Source organism: Mycobacterium sp. Soil_C_30 (assembly GCF_057656995.1).
Genome location: NZ_JBDGJH010000002.1, coordinates 506,681 through 525,395, shown reverse-complemented (window position 1 = coordinate 525,395; position 18,715 = coordinate 506,681). Strand labels below are relative to the sequence as shown.

20 protein-coding genes and 1 pseudogene are annotated in these 18,715 nt (G+C 66.9%); 5 read left to right on the top strand and 16 right to left on the bottom strand.

All coding sequences use genetic code 11. From position 1 onward, the window contains the following. Positions 1–165: 165 nt before the first annotated feature. From AC3A6P_RS05500 to map, 3 genes are all read right to left on the bottom strand, one after another. A complete protein-coding gene (locus AC3A6P_RS05500) occupies positions 166–732 on the bottom strand; it encodes an alpha/beta hydrolase (RefSeq protein WP_487689293.1) in 567 nt (188 codons plus the stop codon). A gap of 71 nt (positions 733–803) precedes the next feature. Continuing rightward, positions 804–1,472: a hypothetical protein gene (locus AC3A6P_RS05495; RefSeq protein ID WP_487689291.1), complete on the bottom strand. Its 669-nt coding sequence runs from the start codon at positions 1,470–1,472 to the stop codon at positions 804–806. A 48-nt stretch (positions 1,473–1,520) separates the two neighbouring features. Beyond that, a complete protein-coding gene (gene map, locus AC3A6P_RS05490; protein ID WP_487689289.1) occupies positions 1,521–2,381 on the bottom strand; it encodes a type I methionyl aminopeptidase in 861 nt (286 codons plus the stop codon). Positions 2,382–2,461: 80 nt separating this feature from the next. Here map and AC3A6P_RS05485 point away from each other — a divergent pair, with 80 nt between their 5' ends. Then, positions 2,462–2,821 carry a PaaI family thioesterase gene (locus AC3A6P_RS05485; protein WP_487689404.1) on the top strand — a complete coding sequence of 120 codons (360 nt, stop codon included), beginning with the start codon at positions 2,462–2,464 and terminating at the stop codon, positions 2,819–2,821. Here AC3A6P_RS05485 and AC3A6P_RS05480 read toward each other — a convergent pair. The 6 genes from AC3A6P_RS05480 to dxr form a co-directional block, all read right to left on the bottom strand. After that, positions 2,818–3,399, bottom strand: coding sequence for a DUF1707 SHOCT-like domain-containing protein (locus tag AC3A6P_RS05480; protein ID WP_487689287.1), 582 nt, complete (start codon positions 3,397–3,399; stop codon positions 2,818–2,820). The two genes, AC3A6P_RS05485 and AC3A6P_RS05480, sit on opposite strands and share 4 nt — an antisense overlap. Before the next feature lie 21 nt (positions 3,400–3,420). Next, on the bottom strand, positions 3,421–5,235 hold the full coding sequence (locus AC3A6P_RS05475) for a penicillin-binding transpeptidase domain-containing protein (RefSeq protein ID WP_487689285.1): 1,815 nt from the start codon (positions 5,233–5,235) through the stop codon (positions 3,421–3,423). 134 nt (positions 5,236–5,369) lie between these two features. Further along, complete coding sequence (locus AC3A6P_RS05470; RefSeq protein WP_487689283.1) at positions 5,370–6,224, bottom strand: GNAT family N-acetyltransferase; 855 nt, start codon at positions 6,222–6,224, stop codon at positions 5,370–5,372. A gap of 48 nt (positions 6,225–6,272) precedes the next feature. Then, positions 6,273–7,430: a flavodoxin-dependent (E)-4-hydroxy-3-methylbut-2-enyl-diphosphate synthase gene (gene ispG, locus AC3A6P_RS05465; RefSeq protein ID WP_487689281.1), complete on the bottom strand. Its 1,158-nt coding sequence runs from the start codon at positions 7,428–7,430 to the stop codon at positions 6,273–6,275. Between the two features lie 28 nt (positions 7,431–7,458). Then, positions 7,459–8,679 carry a M50 family metallopeptidase gene (locus AC3A6P_RS05460; RefSeq protein WP_487689279.1) on the bottom strand — a complete coding sequence of 407 codons (1,221 nt, stop codon included), beginning with the start codon at positions 8,677–8,679 and terminating at the stop codon, positions 7,459–7,461. Then, complete coding sequence (gene dxr, locus AC3A6P_RS05455) at positions 8,676–9,839, bottom strand: 1-deoxy-D-xylulose-5-phosphate reductoisomerase (RefSeq protein ID WP_487689276.1); 1,164 nt, start codon at positions 9,837–9,839, stop codon at positions 8,676–8,678. The genes AC3A6P_RS05460 and dxr overlap by 4 nt, the downstream gene beginning before the upstream one ends. Before the next feature lie 188 nt (positions 9,840–10,027). Here dxr and AC3A6P_RS05450 point away from each other — a divergent pair, with 188 nt between their 5' ends. Continuing rightward, a complete protein-coding gene (locus AC3A6P_RS05450) occupies positions 10,028–10,717 on the top strand; it encodes a fasciclin domain-containing protein (protein WP_487689274.1) in 690 nt (229 codons plus the stop codon). Between the two features lie 505 nt (positions 10,718–11,222). Next, a complete protein-coding gene (locus AC3A6P_RS05445) occupies positions 11,223–11,795 on the top strand; it encodes a fasciclin domain-containing protein (protein WP_487689402.1) in 573 nt (190 codons plus the stop codon). A 154-nt stretch (positions 11,796–11,949) separates the two neighbouring features. Here AC3A6P_RS05445 and AC3A6P_RS05440 read toward each other — a convergent pair whose 3' ends face one another. The 3 genes and pseudogenes from AC3A6P_RS05440 to puuE all read right to left on the bottom strand — a co-directional run bounded on the left by AC3A6P_RS05440 (position 11,950) and on the right by puuE (position 13,551). Beyond that, positions 11,950–12,159, bottom strand: coding sequence for a GyrI-like domain-containing protein (locus tag AC3A6P_RS05440; RefSeq protein WP_487689272.1), 210 nt, complete (start codon positions 12,157–12,159; stop codon positions 11,950–11,952). Between the two features lie 269 nt (positions 12,160–12,428). Further along, positions 12,429–12,554 (bottom strand): annotated as a pseudogene (locus tag AC3A6P_RS05435) (MerR family DNA-binding transcriptional regulator); the annotation flags it as partial. A 76-nt stretch (positions 12,555–12,630) separates the two neighbouring features. Continuing rightward, positions 12,631–13,551 carry an allantoinase PuuE gene (puuE, locus tag AC3A6P_RS05430; protein WP_487689270.1) on the bottom strand — a complete coding sequence of 307 codons (921 nt, stop codon included), beginning with the start codon at positions 13,549–13,551 and terminating at the stop codon, positions 12,631–12,633. A gap of 70 nt (positions 13,552–13,621) precedes the next feature. Between puuE and AC3A6P_RS05425 the strand changes: the two genes are divergently transcribed. Together AC3A6P_RS05425 and AC3A6P_RS05420 are read left to right on the top strand one after the other, a co-directional pair. Then, a complete protein-coding gene (locus AC3A6P_RS05425) occupies positions 13,622–14,926 on the top strand; it encodes a cryptochrome/photolyase family protein (protein ID WP_487689268.1) in 1,305 nt (434 codons plus the stop codon). A gap of 58 nt (positions 14,927–14,984) precedes the next feature. Beyond that, positions 14,985–15,239 carry a DUF2631 domain-containing protein gene (locus AC3A6P_RS05420; protein WP_487689266.1) on the top strand — a complete coding sequence of 85 codons (255 nt, stop codon included), beginning with the start codon at positions 14,985–14,987 and terminating at the stop codon, positions 15,237–15,239. Positions 15,240–15,340: 101 nt separating this feature from the next. On the opposite strand, the gene rlmN is transcribed toward AC3A6P_RS05420, so the two are convergent. From rlmN to pyrH, 4 genes are read right to left on the bottom strand one after another with little or no spacing between them, the layout of a single operon-like run. Then, a complete protein-coding gene (rlmN, locus tag AC3A6P_RS05415) occupies positions 15,341–16,432 on the bottom strand; it encodes a dual-specificity RNA methyltransferase RlmN (protein ID WP_487689264.1) in 1,092 nt (363 codons plus the stop codon). A gap of 42 nt (positions 16,433–16,474) precedes the next feature. Further along, on the bottom strand, positions 16,475–17,344 hold the full coding sequence (locus AC3A6P_RS05410) for a phosphatidate cytidylyltransferase (protein WP_487689262.1): 870 nt from the start codon (positions 17,342–17,344) through the stop codon (positions 16,475–16,477). 6 nt (positions 17,345–17,350) lie between these two features. Beyond that, a complete protein-coding gene (gene frr, locus AC3A6P_RS05405) occupies positions 17,351–17,908 on the bottom strand; it encodes a ribosome recycling factor (protein WP_487689260.1) in 558 nt (185 codons plus the stop codon). Between the two features lie 53 nt (positions 17,909–17,961). Then, positions 17,962–18,690, bottom strand: coding sequence for a UMP kinase (gene pyrH, locus AC3A6P_RS05400; protein WP_487689258.1), 729 nt, complete (start codon positions 18,688–18,690; stop codon positions 17,962–17,964). Positions 18,691–18,715: the final 25 nt, after the last annotated feature.

Below are 18,715 nucleotides of genomic sequence, written 5' to 3'. Positions count from 1 at the left end.
AACCACGCGTGCGTGCCAGTCAGACCCAGCACGCACCGGCAGTGAGCGCTTGCGCGAACGACGCGTGCGTGCCAGTCAGACCCAGCACGCACCGGCAGTGAGCGCTTGCGCGAACGACGCGTGCGTGCCAGTCAGACCCGGCACGCACCGGAGTGAGCGCTTGCGCTACCAGGTACTACTGCGGAGCACGATCTCGGCAGCCAACTGGGCGGTCCCCTCGTGGGCATTGCGCCGGGTGATCATGTCGACCATCCGGAAGTCGCCATAGACGAACCGCTGGCTCGCGCGGGCATTCGCCCGTGCCGCCGACGAACTCACCAGCACGGTGGTGTTCACCTCCACCGCGGGGCAGTCCGGGTCGCGGACCGTCCCGGTTTTGTCCGGCACCCGCGGGTGCCCGCGATCGATGACGATCAGCGCGGTGAAGCGGTCCAGGCGCGATGCGGCCAGTTCCCAGGCCAAGTCGGCCCCGGCCCGGTCGCCGACCAGCACCGCCCAGCGCACCCCGATGACGTCGAGCACTCCGAGGACCGACTTCGCCGACAATCGGGTGTCGGCCCCCACCACCACCGTCCGCAGGTTGGCAGTGTGGAGGCGGGCGCACACCCCGTCATAGGCGGCGGTGGCCAGGTCGGCGGCCGCCAGCAGGACCACCACCGGGCCTTTCTGCGGTCCGGAGATGTCAACGGGGATGGCGAAGCCCTCGACGGTCGGGATCATCGTCGCGGGCATTGCGCCACGCTACAGGGCAACACGCCGGCGGGGCGTAGTTTCGCCGGCTTTGAGATTCCTCTCAGAGCGAATCAGGCCGCGGCGATGCGCTCGGACTGCTTCTTCACCACGTCCAGAAACGTCTGTGGCAGAGACGCTTTGACGCTGATGTCGGGATTGGGGGTCGGCATGCTCAATCCGAACATGGCCATCGGGCCGACGTTGGCGAACGCCATGAACATGCTGCTCTCGGTACCGCCGAGATCCATCGTCTGCTGGTACACCAAGCTGCCGTCATCGGATGGCAGCTTCTCCGTGGTCATCGGAATGCCGGCCGAGCTGGGGTCGAAGAACGTCTGGAACTCGGCGCATCTCTCCGCGGTCTGGGCCAGCGCGTCGAGATCCAGATGCCAGGAGAGGACGGTCATGACGATCCGCGCCCCGTCGTAGGTTGCGCTGTACTGCACAGCGCTGCCCGGCCCGCGTTGAGCCGATTTCGCGATGACATTGGTCAGGCCGTCGGAGCAGCCGGCCGGCTTGGACAGCATGGCCGGCGGTCCGCCTGCCCCGTCCGGCCGGCCGGGTTCGAAGGTGATCCGGTCGTAGCGCACGCCCTCGGGGAAGTCCGGGGCGGTCAACACCACCTTCTCCAGGGTGGCCCCGGGCCATGTGGGGGTGCCTGCGACCACGGTGCTGCAGGACGACACCAGGACCATCACCAGGGTGAGACAGGCGAGGACGGCGCTGTTGCGGCGGGTCACCGCTTCAGGCTACCGGCGCCATGGCGGGCAGCCCGGCTGCTCACCAGGTCAGGGCGCCAGCGTCAGGATGTCGGCGCCGTCGTCGGTGACCACCAGGGTGTGCTCGAACTGTGCGGTCCAGCGTTTGTCCTTGGTGGCGACCGTCCAACCGTCGCTCCAGATCTCGTAGTCCAGCGAGCCCAGGTTGATCATCGGTTCGATGGTGAAGGTCATGCCCGGTTCCAGGACGGTCTCGACGGCGGGCTGGTCATAATGCAGCACCACCAGTCCGTTGTGGAAGGTCTCGCCGATGCCGTGGCCGGTGAAATCGCGAACCACGTTGTAGCCGAAGCGGTTTGCATACGACTCGATGACGCGCCCGACCGCCGACAGTTGCCGTCCCGGCTTGACCGCCCTGATGGCGCGCATGGTCGCCTCATGGGTGCGTTCGACGAGCAGCCGGTGCTCCTCGGACACGTCGCCGGCCAGGAAGGTGGCGTTGGTGTCACCGTGCACACCGTCGATGTAGGCCGTCACATCGATGTTGACGATGTCGCCATCCTCGATGACGGTGGAGTCCGGGATGCCGTGGCAGATGATCTCGTTCAGCGATGTGCAGCACGACTTCGGGAAACCCTTGTAGCCCAGGGTCGACGGGTATGCGCCGTGGTCGATCATGTACTCGTGCGCCACCCGGTCCAGGTGATCGGTGGTCACACCGGGAGCCACGGCCTTACCCGCTTCGGCAAGAGCCGCCGCGGCGATCCGTCCGGCCACCCGCATCTTCTCGATCACCTCGGGTGTCTGCACCCACGGTTCGCTGCCCTCTTTGGCCGTCGGCTTCCAGGCGTACTCGGGGCGCGGGATCGATTTGGGCACCGGCAGCGTCGGGGAAACCTCACCGGAACGAAGAGCAGTGCGTACAGCCATGAGGTCAGGGTAGCGGGGAGAACGTTCATCTCGTAAGAAGAGAATGCTGATACCGTGCGGGAGTGCACATGCTTGATCAAATGGGCTTCCGCGACATCGAGGTCGGTACCGATCGCCTGGTTCTCGAGGTCGACAACCGCCCGGATCTGGCCAACCGCCGCGGCGCACTCCAGGGAGGCCTGGTCGCGACGATGATCGACATCGCGGCGGGCAGGCTGGCCGGTGATCTGGTGGGTGACCATCAGGACGTCACCACCGCCGACATGACAGTGCACTTCCTGGCCCCGGTGGTGCAGGGGCCGGCCCGTGCGGTGGCCACCGTGGTGCGGGCCGGGAAGAGAATCATCGTGACCGCAGTCGACGTCACCGACGCCGGCCGCGACCGGTTGGCCGCGCGAGCCACGCTGAGTTTTGCGGTGCTGGACCGGCGCGACACCTAGCCGTTACGCCGTCGCCAGCCTTTGCGTGGGCCGCGGATGTCCACCCCGCCGCACACCACCTTGCCGGTGAGGATCACATGCGGATTGCCTTCGGCGGGTGCGTCTTTGCGGTGGTCGTGGGCGCTGCCGACGATCACCTCGACGTCGTCGATGGAGGCGCTGGCTCCGTCGGGCAGCCGCAGATCCAGCCCGCCCATACGCAGGTCGAGTTCGATGACGACGATCGGGCCGCCGAACCGCGCCCGGGTCAGGTCCAGGTCCACCGACCCCATCCGCCGTACCAGCGCCAGCCGAGTGGGCACGGTCCATTCGCCGTGGCGTTTCAGCGAGCCCAGGACGCCGCGCAGTTCCACGCGGTCGGCGACGGAGGTGACGATGGCACCGGGGCCCGGGAGGTCACCGACCAGGACGTCGAGTTCGGACTGCAGACGGGCCGCCGAGACCTGCGCGGAGCGCTCCTCGAACTCCCCGATGTCGATCAGCCCGAGGGCCACCGCATTGTGCAGCCGGCGCAGCGTTCCGTTGCGGTCCGCGTCGGAGACACGCATCGCGGTGGTGTGTTCGTCGATTCCAGTCATGGCCGACTCCAACGGTACCGCTCAGGTCAGGTAGTCGCCCGGGAGACTGTCGAGCATCTGCCGGGTCATCCGCACCGCGTACTCCGAACTCCCGCCGCCGACGATCAGCGACGCGAAGGCCATGTCGCCGCGGTAACCGGCAAACCACGAATGCGAACCGCCGGCGAACTCGGCCTCACCGGTCTTTCCGTAGATCATCCCGGCGTCGGCCAGATCCTTGGCGGTGCCGTTGGTGATCACCAGCCGCATCATCGACCGCAGCCCGTCGAGCAGTTCGGGGCTGATCGGCCTGGCCTCGCCCGTGACCTTGGTTTCGTGCCCGACGATCAGGTGCGGCACCGGCGTCTTACCGGAGGCGACGGTGGCCGCGACGAGCGCCATCCCGAATGGGCTCGCCAACACCTTGCCCTGGCCGAAGCCGTCCTCGATGCGCTCGGTGAGGTTCACCGTCGGGGGTACAGAGCCGGTGAAGGTGGTCAGGCCCTCGATCTCGTAGTCCTGCCCCAGCCCGTACTGAGCCGCCGCCACCGTCAACCCGTCACGCGGCATGCGGCTGGCCAACTCGGCGAAGGTGGTGTTGCAGGAGCTGGCGAACGCCCGCGACAGTGGCACCACACCGAGGTCGAAACCGCCGTAGTTGGGCACGATGCGGTGCCCGATCTCGGCAGTGCCCGGGCAGCCCAGCAGCGTATTGGGTGAGGCCATATCGCGGTCCATCGCCGCACCCGCGGTGACGATCTTGAACGTCGATCCCGGCGGATACTGACCCGTGGCGGCGACCGGTCCGTCAGCGTCGGCGGCGGCGTTCTGGGCCACCGCGAGGATCTCCCCCGTCGACGGCTTGAGCACCACCAGCATGGCCTTCATCCCCTGGCCGTTGACGGCGTTCTGCGCGGCGTCCTGCACCGCCCGGTCCAGGGTGATGGAGATCGACGGGGCGGGTGACGGCGCCACCTCGTTGAAGATGTCGACGTCGACACCGTTCTGGTTGACGCTGACCACCCGCCAGCCGGCATCGCCGTCGAGTTCGTCGACGACGGCCTTCTTGACCTCGTTGATGATTGCGGGAGCGAAGCTCGGGTCCGTCGGCAGCAGGTCCGCCTGCGGAGTGATCACGACGCCCGGCAGCTGGCCGATGGCCGGGGCCACCCGGTCGTTGTCGGCCTTGTTCAGCGTGCCGAGGCTCAGCGCCCCGGCGGTCGAGCTGGCCTCCTCGGCGAGGCGCTGGGGATCCAGGGTGTTGTTGAACGGGCGCAGAGCGTCGGTGACCAGTCGTGCGGTGTTCATCAGGTCGCGGCCGGCCTTGGCGGCGTCGAGCTGATAGTGGTACAGGTTGCCGGGCACCAGGACGTCGGAGCCGCCGAGCTCGTTGACCGAGGCTCGCCGCGGCGGGTCGGACCTCAGCTGCAGCGACTGGTTCTCCCCGAGCTTGGGGTGCAAACCGGTTGCCGCCCAACGCACTTCCCACTGTCCCTCGTCGCGCACCATGTTTAGCTGGCCGTCATAGGTCCAGATACGGCCCTTGGGTAGGTGCCACGTGTACCGGTAGTTCACGCTACCGATGTCCTCGGTGTACTTGGCCCCGGTTATCTGGGCGTCGAGGTGTTGGGCTTGCAGCCCGCCCCACGCGTCGTTGAGGGCAGCGCGGGCTTCGTCGGGCTTGTCGGTGAACTGCGAGGCGCCGGTGGTGTCGCCGGTGGCCAGCGCGGCGAAGAAGCGTTCGGCCGCGGGGGTGGGTCCGTCCGGGCGCGGCGTGCACGCGGTGAGCCCGATGCCGAGCGTCGCGACGGCCAACGTTGCCGTTACGCGTGTTACTAGTGATCCATTTGTGACCATTGAGGCTGATGTTAGGGCGGGGATGCACCGCCGCCGGGGAGGCACACCGGTGGTGTCGCGAGGTTTCGTCGAGGCTGCTTGCACGCCCGGGAATCACGCCCGAACACCGGCGTCAGCGCAGTATCAAACCCGAGTCAGTCGAGCAGCACGGTGGCGAACGTGCCCACCTCGGTGAAACCCACACGCGCATAGGCAGCGCGGGCCACGGTGTTGTAGTTGTTCACATACAGGCTGGCCACCCGGCCACCTGCCACCACCGCCGCCGCCAACGCTGCGGTACCCGCCGCACCCAAGCCCTGGCCCCGCCGCTCGGGATGCACCCAGACACCCTGGATCTGGCCGACGCTCGGCGACTGCGAGCCCACCTCGGCCTTGAACACCACCTCACCGTGCTCGAAACGGGCCCAGGCCCGGCCGGCGGCGATCAGCCCGGCCACCCGGCGCCGATACCCGCGGCCGCCATCACCGATTCGGGGGTCGATGCCCACCTCGCCGATGAACATGTCGATGGCCGCGACCAGGTAAGCGTCCAGCTCATCGATGCGCACCCGTCGCACCAGAGGATCGATCGGCGACGACGGCGCGGCGGCCAGCGCCAGCAGCGGTTGCTCATCGCGGACGTCGCGGGCTGGGCCCCAAGCACTTTCGAGGCGCTGCCACATCGGCATCACCAACTCGGCGCGACCCACCAGAGACGAGCAGCGGCGGGCACTGCTCATCGCTTTGTCGGCGAACGCGTGCAGGTCGGCTGCCGAACCGCGCAGCGGGATCAGGTTGGCACCGGCGTAACAGAGGGACTCCTCGGCCCGTCGCCGCGTCCACAACTCACCGCCGATGGCGCCCGCGTCGATACCGTGGTCGGCGACCCGGGCCGCGACCATGCAGGAGCCCACCGGGTCGTCGTCGAACACCCGGTTGACGGCCGCGGCGTCGCGCACCACAGACACCCGCCGCTCGTCGACCAGACGAAACAGAGGTGGAGCCGACATGAGGACTCTTTCTCAAGACAGCGGCCCCCGGATAGCCGCCAACCGCCTCTAGCTTACGGTCACCACCGGCGGACCGGTGGTAGTTAGCTCATCACCGCGTTCCTCGGCGATTCGCAGTGCCTCTTCGATCAGCGTCTCGACGATCTGCGCCTCGGGCACGGTCTTGATGACCTCACCCCGGACGAAGATCTGCCCCTTGCCATTTCCGGAAGCCACGCCAAGATCGGCCTCACGGGCCTCGCCGGGGCCGTTCACCACACAGCCCATGACGGCGACGCGCAGCGGGACGTTCATGCCCTCCAGTCCGGCGGTCACCTCGTTGGCCAGGGTGTAGACGTCGACCTGGGCGCGCCCGCAGGACGGGCACGACACGATCTCCAGGCCGCGCGGACGCAGGTTCAGCGATTCCAGGATCTGGTTGCCGACCTTGATCTCCTCGACCGGCGGCGCGGACAGCGAGACGCGGATGGTGTCGCCGATGCCTTTACTCAGCAGCGCACCGAACGCGACGGCGGACTTGATGGTGCCTTGGAAGGCCGGGCCGGCCTCGGTGACGCCGAGGTGCAGCGGGTAATCGCACTGCGCGGCCAGTTGCTCGTAGGCGGCCACCATGATCACCGGATCGTTGTGCTTGACGCTGATCTTGATATCGCCGAAGCCGTGCTCCTCGAACAGCGAGGCTTCCCACAACGCGGACTCGACGAGCGCTTCCGGGGTGGCCTTGCCGTACTTCTTCAGCAGCCGCGGATCCAGGGAGCCGGCGTTGACACCGATCCGGATCGGGATGCCCGCGTCCCCGGCGGCCTTGGCCACCTCCTTGACCCGGCCGTCGAACTCCTTGATGTTGCCGGGGTTGACCCGCACCGCCGCACACCCCGCATCGATGGCGGCGAAGATGTACTTGGGCTGGAAGTGGATGTCGGCGATCACCGGGATGTTCGCCTTCTTGGCGATCACCGGCAACGCATCCGCATCTTCCTGACGCGGGCAGGCCACGCGCACGATGTCGCAGCCGGAGGCGGTGAGTTCGGCGATCTGCTGCAGCGTGGAATTGATGTCGTGGGTTTTGGTGGTGCACATCGACTGCACGGCGATCGGATGATCACTGCCGATGCCGACGTCGCCCACCATCAACTGACGCGTCTTGCGCCGCGGGGCAAGCGTGGGCGCTGGGGCTGCCGGCATACCCAAGCCGATGGAGGTCATCAACTCTTCCTTTTCTCAGTACGACCGACTACTGGAACAGCCTGATCGGGTTGACCAGATCTGCGGTCACGGTCAGCAGCATGTAGCCGACCACCACCACCAAGACTACGTACGTGGCGGGCATCAGCTTGAGGTAGTTGACGGGGGCGGCGGCCACCTTGCCGCGCGCCGTGCGCAACATGTTGCGGATCTTCTCGTACACCGCGATCGCGATGTGCCCGCCGTCGAACGGCAGCAGCGGAACCAGGTTCACCGCGCCCAGCACGAAGTTCAGCTGCGCCAGGAAGAACCAGAACGCCACCCACAGGCCCGCGTCCACGGTGTCGCCGCCGATGATCGAGGCCCCGACCACGCTGATCGGGGTCTCGGGGTCACGCTCGCCGCCGCCGATGGCATCCACCAGCGCACCCACCTTGGTCGGGATCTGGGCCAGCGACTTGCCCAGTTCGACGGCGAGGTCCCCGGTGAACGCGAACGTAGCCGGTACCGCCGAGAGCGGGTTGTAGTGGGTGGGGCCGAACTGCGCGGCGCTGACACCGATGGCGCCGACCTCGATGGTCTGCTCAGCGCCGTCAGTGCCGGTGATGCGCTGGGTCTGCGTGACGTCGACGACGGTGCTGAAACTCTGCCCGTCGCGTTCCACCACGAAGGTGGTGGGCGCCTTGAGGTCGCGGACCGCGGTCACCATCTCGTCGAAGTTGGCGACCGGGGTGTCACCCACCTTGACGATGGTGTCGCCGGCCTGGATGCCGGCCTGCGCGGCCGGACCGGTACCCGTGCACTCCCCCAGTTGGCCGCGTGTGACTTCGGGTGCCACACAAGCGGTTTGGCCGACGATCGCGGTGGTGGGCGGGTGCAGGTTGGGCAGACCCCAGATGACGGCGATGGCATAGATCAGCACCAGGCCGATGATGAAATTCATACCGGGCCCGGCGAACAGCACCGCGACCCGTTTCCACGTCTTCTGCTTGTACATCGCGTACCGGCGGTCTTCGGGTGACAGTTCCTCGACCGAGGTCATACCGGCGATATCGCAGAAGCCGCCCAGGGGTATCGCTTTGATGCCGTACTCGGTCTCACCGAGGCGGTTGGGCCGCCACGTCGACCACAGCGTGGGCCCGAAACCCACGAAATAGCGACGCACCTTCATTCCGGTGGCGCGCGCCACCCACATGTGTCCGCATTCGTGCAGCGCCACTGACACCAGGATGGCCAGTGCGAACAGCACGATGCCTAACGCAAACATCATTCTGTGGTGAGGACCTTCCGTGAGACGCGCTCCATCTGGGCTTGAGCGGCTTGCCGTGCCCAGCGTTGCGCGTCGAGTACATCGTCCACGGTAGCCGGTTCGGCTGCCCATTGATCCGCGGCGTGCAGCACGTCACTCACCGTTCGCACGATCGACGGAAACGAGATGCGACCGGCGAGGAACGCCTCGGCGGCTTCTTCGTTGGCGGCGTTGTACACCGCCGTCATGCAACCGCCGACGGTGCCGGCGTGCCGGGCCAGGTCCACCGCGGGGAACACGGCGTTGTCCACCGGCTCGAACTCCCAGGTGGAAGCGGTGGTCCAGTCGCAGGCCGACGCGGCGCCGGGGACACGGGCGGGCCAGCCCAGCGCCAGCGCGATCGGCAGTTTCATGTCCGGCGGGCTGGCCTGAGCCAGCGTGGACCCGTCGCAGAAGGTGACCATCGAGTGCACGATCGACTGCGGATGCACCACCACTTCGATCCGGTCGTACGGGATACCGAACAGCAGGTGCGTTTCGATCAACTCCAGACCCTTGTTCACCAGCGAGGCCGAGTTCAAGGTGTTCATCGGGCCCATCGACCAGGTGGGGTGGGCCCCGGCCTGTTCGGGTGTGACGGCCTCCAGGGCCTCGGCGCGCCAACCACGGAACGGCCCGCCGGAGGCGGTCAGCACCAGGCTGGCGACTTCGTCGGCGGTGCCACCACGCAGGCATTGCGCCAGCGCGGAGTGTTCGGAGTCCACCGGCACGATCTGGCCGGGGGCGGCCGCCTTGAGCACCAGCGGGCCACCGGCGATCAGCGATTCCTTGTTGGCCAGCGCCAACCGGGCGCCGCTGTGCAGGGCAGCCAGGGTCGGCTTGAGACCCAGGGCGCCGACCAGTGCGTTGAGCACCACGTCGGCCTCGGTGTTCTCGACGATGTGAGTGGCCGCGTCCGGTCCGCGGTACGCCGCCTCGACGACCGAGTCCGGGTCTGCGACCGCGACGTTACTCACTCCGGTCTGCTGCGCCTGCTGCGCCAGCAGGTCCGGGTTGCCGCCGCCGGCTGCCAGGCCGACGACCTCGAATCGGTCCGGGTTGGCAGCGATGACCTCGAGCGCCTGGGTTCCGATGGACCCGGTGCTGCCGAGGATCAGAACCCGCAGGCGGTTGGTTACCACCGCACTATTGTGCCGCGCCGGTGCAAACCGGCGTTCCTGCCTCGACGGAACGGCACAAAATATGACACAAGCGTGACAAACAGCCTCTGACGGCCGTCCGGGGCCCTCGGCGATCCGAATCGTGGGTACAGGAGCCGCACGGGATCCTGCCCGTTTGTCCACAGAAGAAGACAAGGAAGTCGCCGATCATGCTTACGATTCAGCACCGGATCTTCGCCGCCGGTTTCGCCGCCGCCACCGCCCTCGTCATGACAGCGTGTTCCAGCGAACAGGCCGAGAGCAACGTCTCCTCGGCCACCAGCGCAGCATCGTCGGCCGCCGAGGCGGCAACGGGTGAGTCCAGCACCTCGGCTGCCCCCACCAGTGCGATGGCCGATCCTGCCGCCAACCTGGTGGGCGCCGGCTGCGCAGCATATGCCGAGCAGGTGCCCGAGGGACCGGGATCGGTTTCGGGTATGGCCCAGGACCCTGTGACCGTGGCGGCGTCCAACAACCCGATGCTCAAGACGCTGACGCAGGCGCTCTCCGGTCAGCTGAACCCGGGCGTCAATCTGGTCGACACCCTCAACGGAGGCGAGTTCACCGTGTTCGCACCGACCGATGACGCGTTCGCCAAGATCGACGCCGCCACGCTCGAGCAGCTCAAGACCGATTCGGATCTGCTGACGTCGATCCTCACTTATCACGTGGTGCCCGGGCAGGCCGCCCCCGACCAGGTGGTCGGCGAGCACGTCACCGTGCAGGGTGCGCCGGTGACGGTCACCGGCGAAGGCGACGAACTCAAGGTCAACGACGCGGGACTGGTTTGCGGAGGTGTGCAAACCGCCAACGCGACCGTCTACATGATTGATACTGTGTTGATGCCGCCAGCAGCCTGACGGCCCGAGACCGGCAAGGCAGCCCGAACCCCCGACCGGGCTGCCTTGCCTTTCTCTACATGCACTCGAAAATGGTTCCGAGACAGCCGGTCCGACACTTCGTCGGGCCCTATAGCCGGTATCTCCCCGTGCATCCTGCCCGTGCTGCCGGTTATCTTCTTCAGCTGCGCCAGCGGACCATCGCAACCACCCGAGCCGACGGCATGCGGCCCCTATCTGGGAAGCACTTGCCCTGCGGCGCTGCAGAATTCGTGCCTTTCGAGCTCCCGCCCCAGACCTATCCGGACGTGGGCAAGGTGGTGAACAACGGCGGCCCATGGGCACTGGGTTGTGAAAGCGCGACGGTGCTGAGCCGAGAATGACTCATTGCGTTGGACTTTCACGCCAGAGACTTTGTTTACGCTTCACACCCATCCGGCTGTGAAGCTGCTGCGAATCACATGTGTCAGAGCACTCTGATTTTCAACGAAGCAGCCGAAGGAGTCGACGTTCGATGAAGACACAGATGAAGACCGCCACCGGAATTGCCGCCGCGATACTGGGATTCGCGGTCACCGCCGCGCCCGCCGCAGTGGCCGAACCCATGGGTCCCGTCGGCCCGGGCTGTGCGGCCTACGCAGAGCAGAACCCGACCGGTCCGGGTTCGGTGACCGGCATGGCGCAGGATCCGGTGACCGTCGCCGCGTCCAACAACCCCATGCTCACCACATTGACCGCGGCCGTCTCAGGTCAGCTCAATCCGCAGGTGAACCTGGTGGACACCCTCAACGGTGGCGAGTTCACGGTGTTCGCCCCGACCGATGACGCGTTCGCCAAGATCGATCCCGCGACCATCGAGACCCTCAAGACCGACGCACCCCTGCTGACGAACATCCTCACCTACCACGTGGTTCCGGGCCGGGTCAGCCCTGATCAGGTCGCAGGAACCCACGTCACCGTGCAGGGCGCGCCAGTCACCGTCGCCGGCCCGGCCGATCAGTTGACGGTCAACGACGCCTCGGTGCTGTGCGGTGGAGTGCAGACCGCCAACGCGACCGTTTACCTTGTCGACACCGTGCTGATGCCACCGGCCGCCTAATCGGTCAAAGCGTCCGACCGTCGACCAACCAGGTCCGCCCCGACGACGGCCGAGGCCGCATCGGAAACCCAAAAAACCGATGGCCGCGGCCATCTCGTCGGGGCGGGCCGGGTTTGCCCGCCCCGTACACCGGGATGCCGCCCCTGCCCCACACTCACACATGGGCTCCGGGTGCATCCGCACGGAACACCGGCCAACACAGGTCGGTCACCCACTGCGCGGAGTCCGTTGTGTCCCAGAAGAACCGGTGGTAGTACTCCCGCAGGGGCCCGTCCACACTGATCTCGTGCTGCCGCGCGTACTGACCGAGCTCGCTGTACGCCAGATCGACGTCGCCGTGCGGACCGGCATACCGGGTGACCACCAGCTCGGCCTGCGGCACCACCGTCGCTTGCACCCGCCCCTCTCCACGATCGCCACCGCTGGCGTCTCGGGCACGGTCCGCCGCTCGACGTGGGCGGCGGTCGGTTCCAGGATCGCGCGCGGCGATTCGACGGCGCGGCGGGTGGCCGCGAGCTCGGCTTCCAGCCGTCGCAGGTGCTCGCCGATCAGGACGTTGCGTTCACCGGGCGCCGCCGACAGCACGGAACGCACATCGGCGATCGGCATGTCCAGGTCGCGTAGCCGGCGGATCACCTGTGTGGTGGGGACCTGATCGTGCGTGTAATACCGGTAGCCGGTGGCCGGGTCGACGTACGCCGGCGCTACCAGCCCGACGTCGTGATAGTGCCGCAGTGTCTGCACACTCAGCTGGGTCATTCGGGAAAAATCCCCGATGGACAGCATCTCGGTCATGGGTTCATCGTCAGGTCTCCCCCAACCGGAGTGGCAACCGTCACGGCGGCGGGAAGTGCTGCACCCAGTGCCGGGCGATGTCCACCCGCCGGGTGATCCACACCTTGTCGTGCGCCTGGACGTGATCCAGGAACCGCTCCAGCGAGGCGATCCGCGCGGGCCGGCCCACCAACCTGCAGTGCAGCCCCACCGACAGCATCTTGGGTGCGCCCGCGGCGCCTTCGGCGTACAGCACGTCGAACGCGTCGCGCAGGTAGGCGAAGAACTCGTCACCGGAGGGAAATCCGCTGGTGGAGACGAACTTCATGTCGTTGGTGTCCAAGGTGTACGGCACCACGAGGTGAGCGCGCCCATCGACCTGCGTCCAGTAAGGGAGGTCGTCGGCGTAGGAGTCGGAGTCATACAGGAAACCGCCGTGTTCGACGACCAGCCGCCGGGTCTGGGGAGAGTCTCGCCCGGTGTACCAGCCCAGCGGTGCTGCCCCGGTGAGTTCGGTGAACAACGCCACGGCTTCGGCCAGGTGCTCCCGTTCCAACTTCTCGTCGGCCAGCTGGTAACTCAGCCAGCGCAGTCCGTGACAGGCGATCTCGTCGCCGCGTTCCAGGAAGGCAGCCACGGCCTCCGGGTTGCGCGCCAAGGCCATCGACACCCCGAATATCGTCAACGGCAGCTTGCGCCTGTCGAAGGTGCGCAGGATACGCCACAACCCGGCGCGTGAGCCGTACTCGTAGAGCGACTCCAGGCTCATGTGCCGATTCGGAAACGACTGTGCACCAATGACTTCCGAGAGGAACGTTTCAGACCCCGGGTCGCCGTGGAGGACGTTGTTCTCGGCGCCCTCCTCGTAGTTGAGGACGAACTGCACGGCGATGTTGGCTCCGCCGGGCCAGTGCGGATGGGGCGGGTTGGCTCCGTACCCCACCATGTCGCGGGGGTAGTCGTGCAGGGTCATGGCCGCCATTGTGTCAGCGTCACAGAGCCGTCATCGACTGAGAGTTTTCCCTTCCTGGAAATCGGGCAGCATCTCAGGCATGACACGGCTGTTGTGGTTCCGGCGCGATCTCCGTCTGGGCGATCTCCCTGCGCTGCTCGACGCGGGCGCCGAGGACGCGGAGGTGCTGGCCTGTTACGTCCTGGATCCCCGGTTGACGGCCTCGTCGGGGCCTCGACGCGAGCAGTTCCTCTACGACTCACTGCGGGAACTGCGCGACGCCCTCGACGGCCGGCTGCTGGTCATCCGCGGCCGTCCCGACACCGAGATCCCGGCGTTGGCCAAGGCCGTCGAAGCCACGTGGGTCCACGTCTCGGCGGAGTTCACGCCATTTGGCCGGGCCCGTGACGAGGCGGTGGCCAAAGCCCTCGGCGACATCCCGCTGGAGGCCTCGGGTTCGCCCTACCTGGTGTCCCCGGGGCGGCTCACCAAAGACGACGGCTCGACCTACAAGGTGTTCACCCCGTACTTCCGCAGGTGGCGCGAAAGCGGCTGGCGCGCCCCGGCGAAGACCGGTCCGGCGTCTGCACGCTGGATCAACCCGGCCGACGTGTCCGGGGTCGGTGAGCACCTCGAGATCCCGGACCCCGGCACCGAGTTGCCCTACCCCGCCGGGGAGAAAGCCGCCAGACGCAGGTGGAAGCGCTTCGTCGACGACGGCCTGACCGGGTACGCCGACCAGCGCAACCGCCCCGACCTGGACGCCACCAGCCGCATGTCGGCCTATCTGCACTTCGGCAACATCCATCCCCGCACGCTGGCCGCCGACCTCACCAGCAAGGCCGAGGGGCCCGCCGCGTATCTGCGCGAACTGGCCTTCCGCGACTTCTACGCCACGGTGCTCGCGGAATGGCCGCGCAGCGTCTGGTGGAACTTCAACTCCGACTTCGACGCCATCGAGGTCGACCAGGACGATGAGGCGCAGGCGCATTTCGCTGCGTGGAAGGACGGCCGGACCGGCTTCCCCATCGTCGACGCCGGCATGCGGCAGCTACGCGAATCCGGGTTCATGCACAACCGGGTCCGGATGATCACCGCGTCCTTTCTGGTCAAAGATCTGCACCTGCCGTGGCAGTGGGGGGCCAAGTGGTTCCTGGAGCAGCTGCTCGACGGCGATATGGCCAGCAACCAGCACGGCTGGCAGTGGGCGGCCGGTAGTGGCACCGACGCCGCGCCGTACTTCCGGGTGTTCAATCCCGATACCCAGGGCAAGAAGTTCGATCCCGACGAGGTGTACGTGCGGCGCTGGGTGCCCGAGTACGGCACCGACGACTACCCGCAACCGATCGTCGACCACAGCGCTGAGCGCGCTGAAGCGCTGCGCCGGTACAACGCGCTCGGCTGAATCGGCGTGTGCCAGAATGACCGGAGGAATTCCGGCCCCGATCGTGAGGAGCTCAGCAGTGGTCAGCACCGAGGTGCAGCGCTACGACGACGTCGATACTGCCGATGTGCCGTCCGCCCACTGGGGTTGGAGCACGATCAAGCACAGCACCTGGCACTTGGCCGGGCTGTTCATCATCTTCTTCCTGCTGATGATGCTGCACGGCAATCACCAGGGCCACGTCGAGGACTATTTCCTGATCGGATTCGCCGTCATCTCGACGATCTTCCTGGTCCGCGACTGGTGGGGCCGCCGCCGCGGCTGGCTGCGCTAGACGTACTTTCGGCCGCGAACCGGAGAGCCGCTACACGAGTGTGGACTTGATTCACGCCTCTACGTCGTGAGCGTGCCTCAAGTCCACAGTCACCGCGGTGTCTAGCCTTCGGCCGCCAGCTGGCCACACGCGGCGGCAATCTCCCGGCCCCGCGTATCTCGCACCGTGCACGACACGCCCTTGGCGCGCACCCGTCTCACGAACTCCCGCTCCACCGGTTTGGGGCTGGCGTCCCATTCGCTGCCCGGGGTGGGGTTCAGCGGGATCAAGTTGACGTGCACCAGCGGCCCGAACGCGGCATGCAGCTTCTTGCCCAGAAGGTCGGCACGCCACGGCTGATCGTTGACGTCGCGGATCAACGCGTATTCGACCGACACCCGACGGCCGGTCCGGTCGGCGTAATACCGTGCCGCGTCCAGCACTTCGTCGATCTTCCACCGGTTGTTCACCGGCACCAGGGTGTCGCGCAGCTCGTCGTCGGGCGTGTGCAACGACAGCGCCAGCGTCACGCCCAGCTTCTCGTCGGCGAGCTTGCGAATCGCCGGCGCCAGACCGACCGTCGACACCGTGACCGACCGCGCCGAGATGCCGAAACCGTGGGGCGCCGGCTCGATGATGCGGCGCACCGTGGCCACCACCCGGTTGTAATTGGCCAGCGGCTCACCCATGCCCATGAACACCACATTGGACAGCCGACCGTCGAACTCGTCGCGCACCGCGGCCGCCGCGGAACGCACCTGCTCGACGATCTCGCCGGTGGACAGGTTGCGCATCAACCCGCCTTGGCCGGTGGCGCAGAACGGGCAGGCCATCCCGCAGCCGGCCTGCGACGAGATGCACACCGTGTTGCGGTCCGGATAGCGCATCAGCACCGACTCGAACGTGGTGCCGTCGACCGCACGCCACAAAGTCTTGCGGGTCTCGCCGGCGTCACACTGGATCTGCTTGGCGACCGTGAGCAGTTGGGGAAACAGCGCTTCGGCGATCTGCGAACGCACCCCGGCGGGCAGATCGGTCATCTGCTCAGGGTCGGCGATCAACCGGCCGAAGTATTGCGACGCCAGCTGCTTACCCCGGAAGGCGGGCAGCCCCAGTTCGGCGACGGCGGCAGCGCGGGCCGCCGAGTCCAGATCGGCAAAATGCCGCGGGGGCAGTGCCCGCCGCGGCGCATCGAATACCAACGGAAGATTCATGATCGCAGTCCAGTATGCCGCCAACGGCGCCCTGAACCCGAATCACGCCAGGACGGCCAGCACGATCCAGGTGGCGGCGGCGGACGGAAGGATCGAATCGATGCGGTCCATGATGCCGCCGTGGCCCGGCAGCAAGGTGCCCATGTCCTTGATGCCGAGGTCCCGCTTGACCTGGGATTCGACCAGGTCACCGAGGGTGCCGGTGATCACCAGGAAGATACCGAGCGGGATTCCCACCCAGGCCGGCTGCTCGAGCAGGTAGGTCACCGCCAGCACCGACGCGGTGACGCCGGCCACCATGGAGCCGGCGAAGCCCTCCCAGGATTTCTTGGGGCTGATGGCCGGCACCATCGGGTGTTTACCGAACAGCACGCCGGCCACATAACCGCCGATGTCGGAGAACACCACTGCCAGAAGCATGCAGAGGACCCGGGCCCACCCGTCCTCGGGATAGATGAGCAGCACTCCGAAGGCACCGCACAGCGGAATCCAGGCGGCCAGGAACACCGTCACCGCGACGTCGCGCAGGTAGTTCAGCGGCGCAGTGGTGAGCCCCTGCGCCAGCAATCGCCAGATGAGGCAGACCAGCACCGTGCCGCCGAATCCCCCCAGCGCCCCGGCGGCGCCGAACGGCCACGTCAGCCAGATAGTGGCCTGACCGCCCACCAGCAACGGCACCACCGGGATGACGAAACCGCCCTCCCGGAGCCTGCGAACCACCTCGTGGGTGGCGACCGCGATGGCGACGGCCACGACGCCGATCCACACGTAGGGGGCAAACAGCAGGATCGCGATGAGCCCGAAGCCCAGGACGCAACCGACCGCGATGGCCGCCGGCAGATTACGTCCGGCGCGCGAGGCCTTGGGGGCGGGCTCGCTGCCAGTGTCGGTATTAGCCACGGGGGTGCTCACTGGAAGTCAGACTTCCAGCAACTCACCTTCTTTGTGCTTGACCAATTCGTCGATCTGGCTGACGTACTGCTGGGTGCTCTTGTCGAGGTCCTTCTCCGCGCGGGTGACCTCGTCCTCGCCGGCCTCGCCGTCCTTCTTGATGCGGCTCAGCTCATCCATGGTCTTGCGGCGGATGTTGCGCACCGAGACCTTGGCGTCCTCGCCCTTGGACTTGGCCTGCTTGACGAGTTCGCGACGACGCTCCTCGGTGAGCTGCGGGATGGCGACCCGGATGACGTTGCCGTCGTTGCCGGGGTTGACGCCGAGGTCGGAGTTGCGGATCGCATCCTCGATGGCACGCAGCTGATTGGCCTCGTACGGCTTGATGACCACCAGACGCGGCTCGGGCACATTGATGCTCGACAGTTGCGTGATGGGCGTCATCGATCCGTAATACTCGATGTTGATGCGGGAGAACATGCCCGGATTCGCGCGGCCGGTTCGGATGGACGCCAAGTCATCACGCGCGACCGTCACGGCCTTTTCCATCTTCTCCTCGGCATCGAAGAGCGCCTCGTCGATCACGGTTTCGTCTCCCGTCGCTTCGTTCGCCTCGTCAGTCGCCCCCTACGCATGCGTCAAGTGGTGACCAGTGTCCCGATCTTCTCACCTGCGACGGCCCGGGCGATATTTCCGTCGGTCAACAGGTTGAAAACCAAGATCGGCATGCCATTGTCCATGCACAAGCTGAACGCGGTGGCATCGGCCACCTTGAGTCCCTGGTCGATCACTTCGCGGTGCGTGACCGCGGTGAGCAGCGTGGCGTCCGGGTTGGTCCGTGGGTCGTCGGTGTAGACCCCGTCCACCGCCTTGGCCATCAGGACCACCTCGGCGCCGATCTCGAGTGCCCGTTGCGCGGCCGTGGTGTCGGTGGAGAAATACGGCAGGCCCATGCCCGCGCCGAAGATCACCACACGCCCCTTCTCGAGGTGTCTGCGGGCCCGCAAGGGAATGTAGGGCTCGGCCACCTGGCCCATGGTGATCGCCGTCTGCACCCGGGTGTCGATGCCTTCCTTCTGCAGGAAGTCCTGCAGCGCAAGGCTGTTCATCACCGTGCCGAGCATGCCCATGTAGTCCGAGCGGGTGCGCTCCATCCCCCGTTGCTGCAGTTGCGCACCGCGAAAGAAATTGCCGCCCCCGATGACCACCGCGACCTGTACGCCTTCGCGAACCACTTCGGCGATCTGCCGGGCCACCAACGCGACCACATCGGGATCGAGCCCCACCTGCCCGCCACCGAACATCTCACCGCCCAGCTTGAGCAGCACCCGCGCGTACTTCGGCCGGGGTATCGCGGTTGTCGTCATCAGCCTCCCCCATCGGATTTCGAGA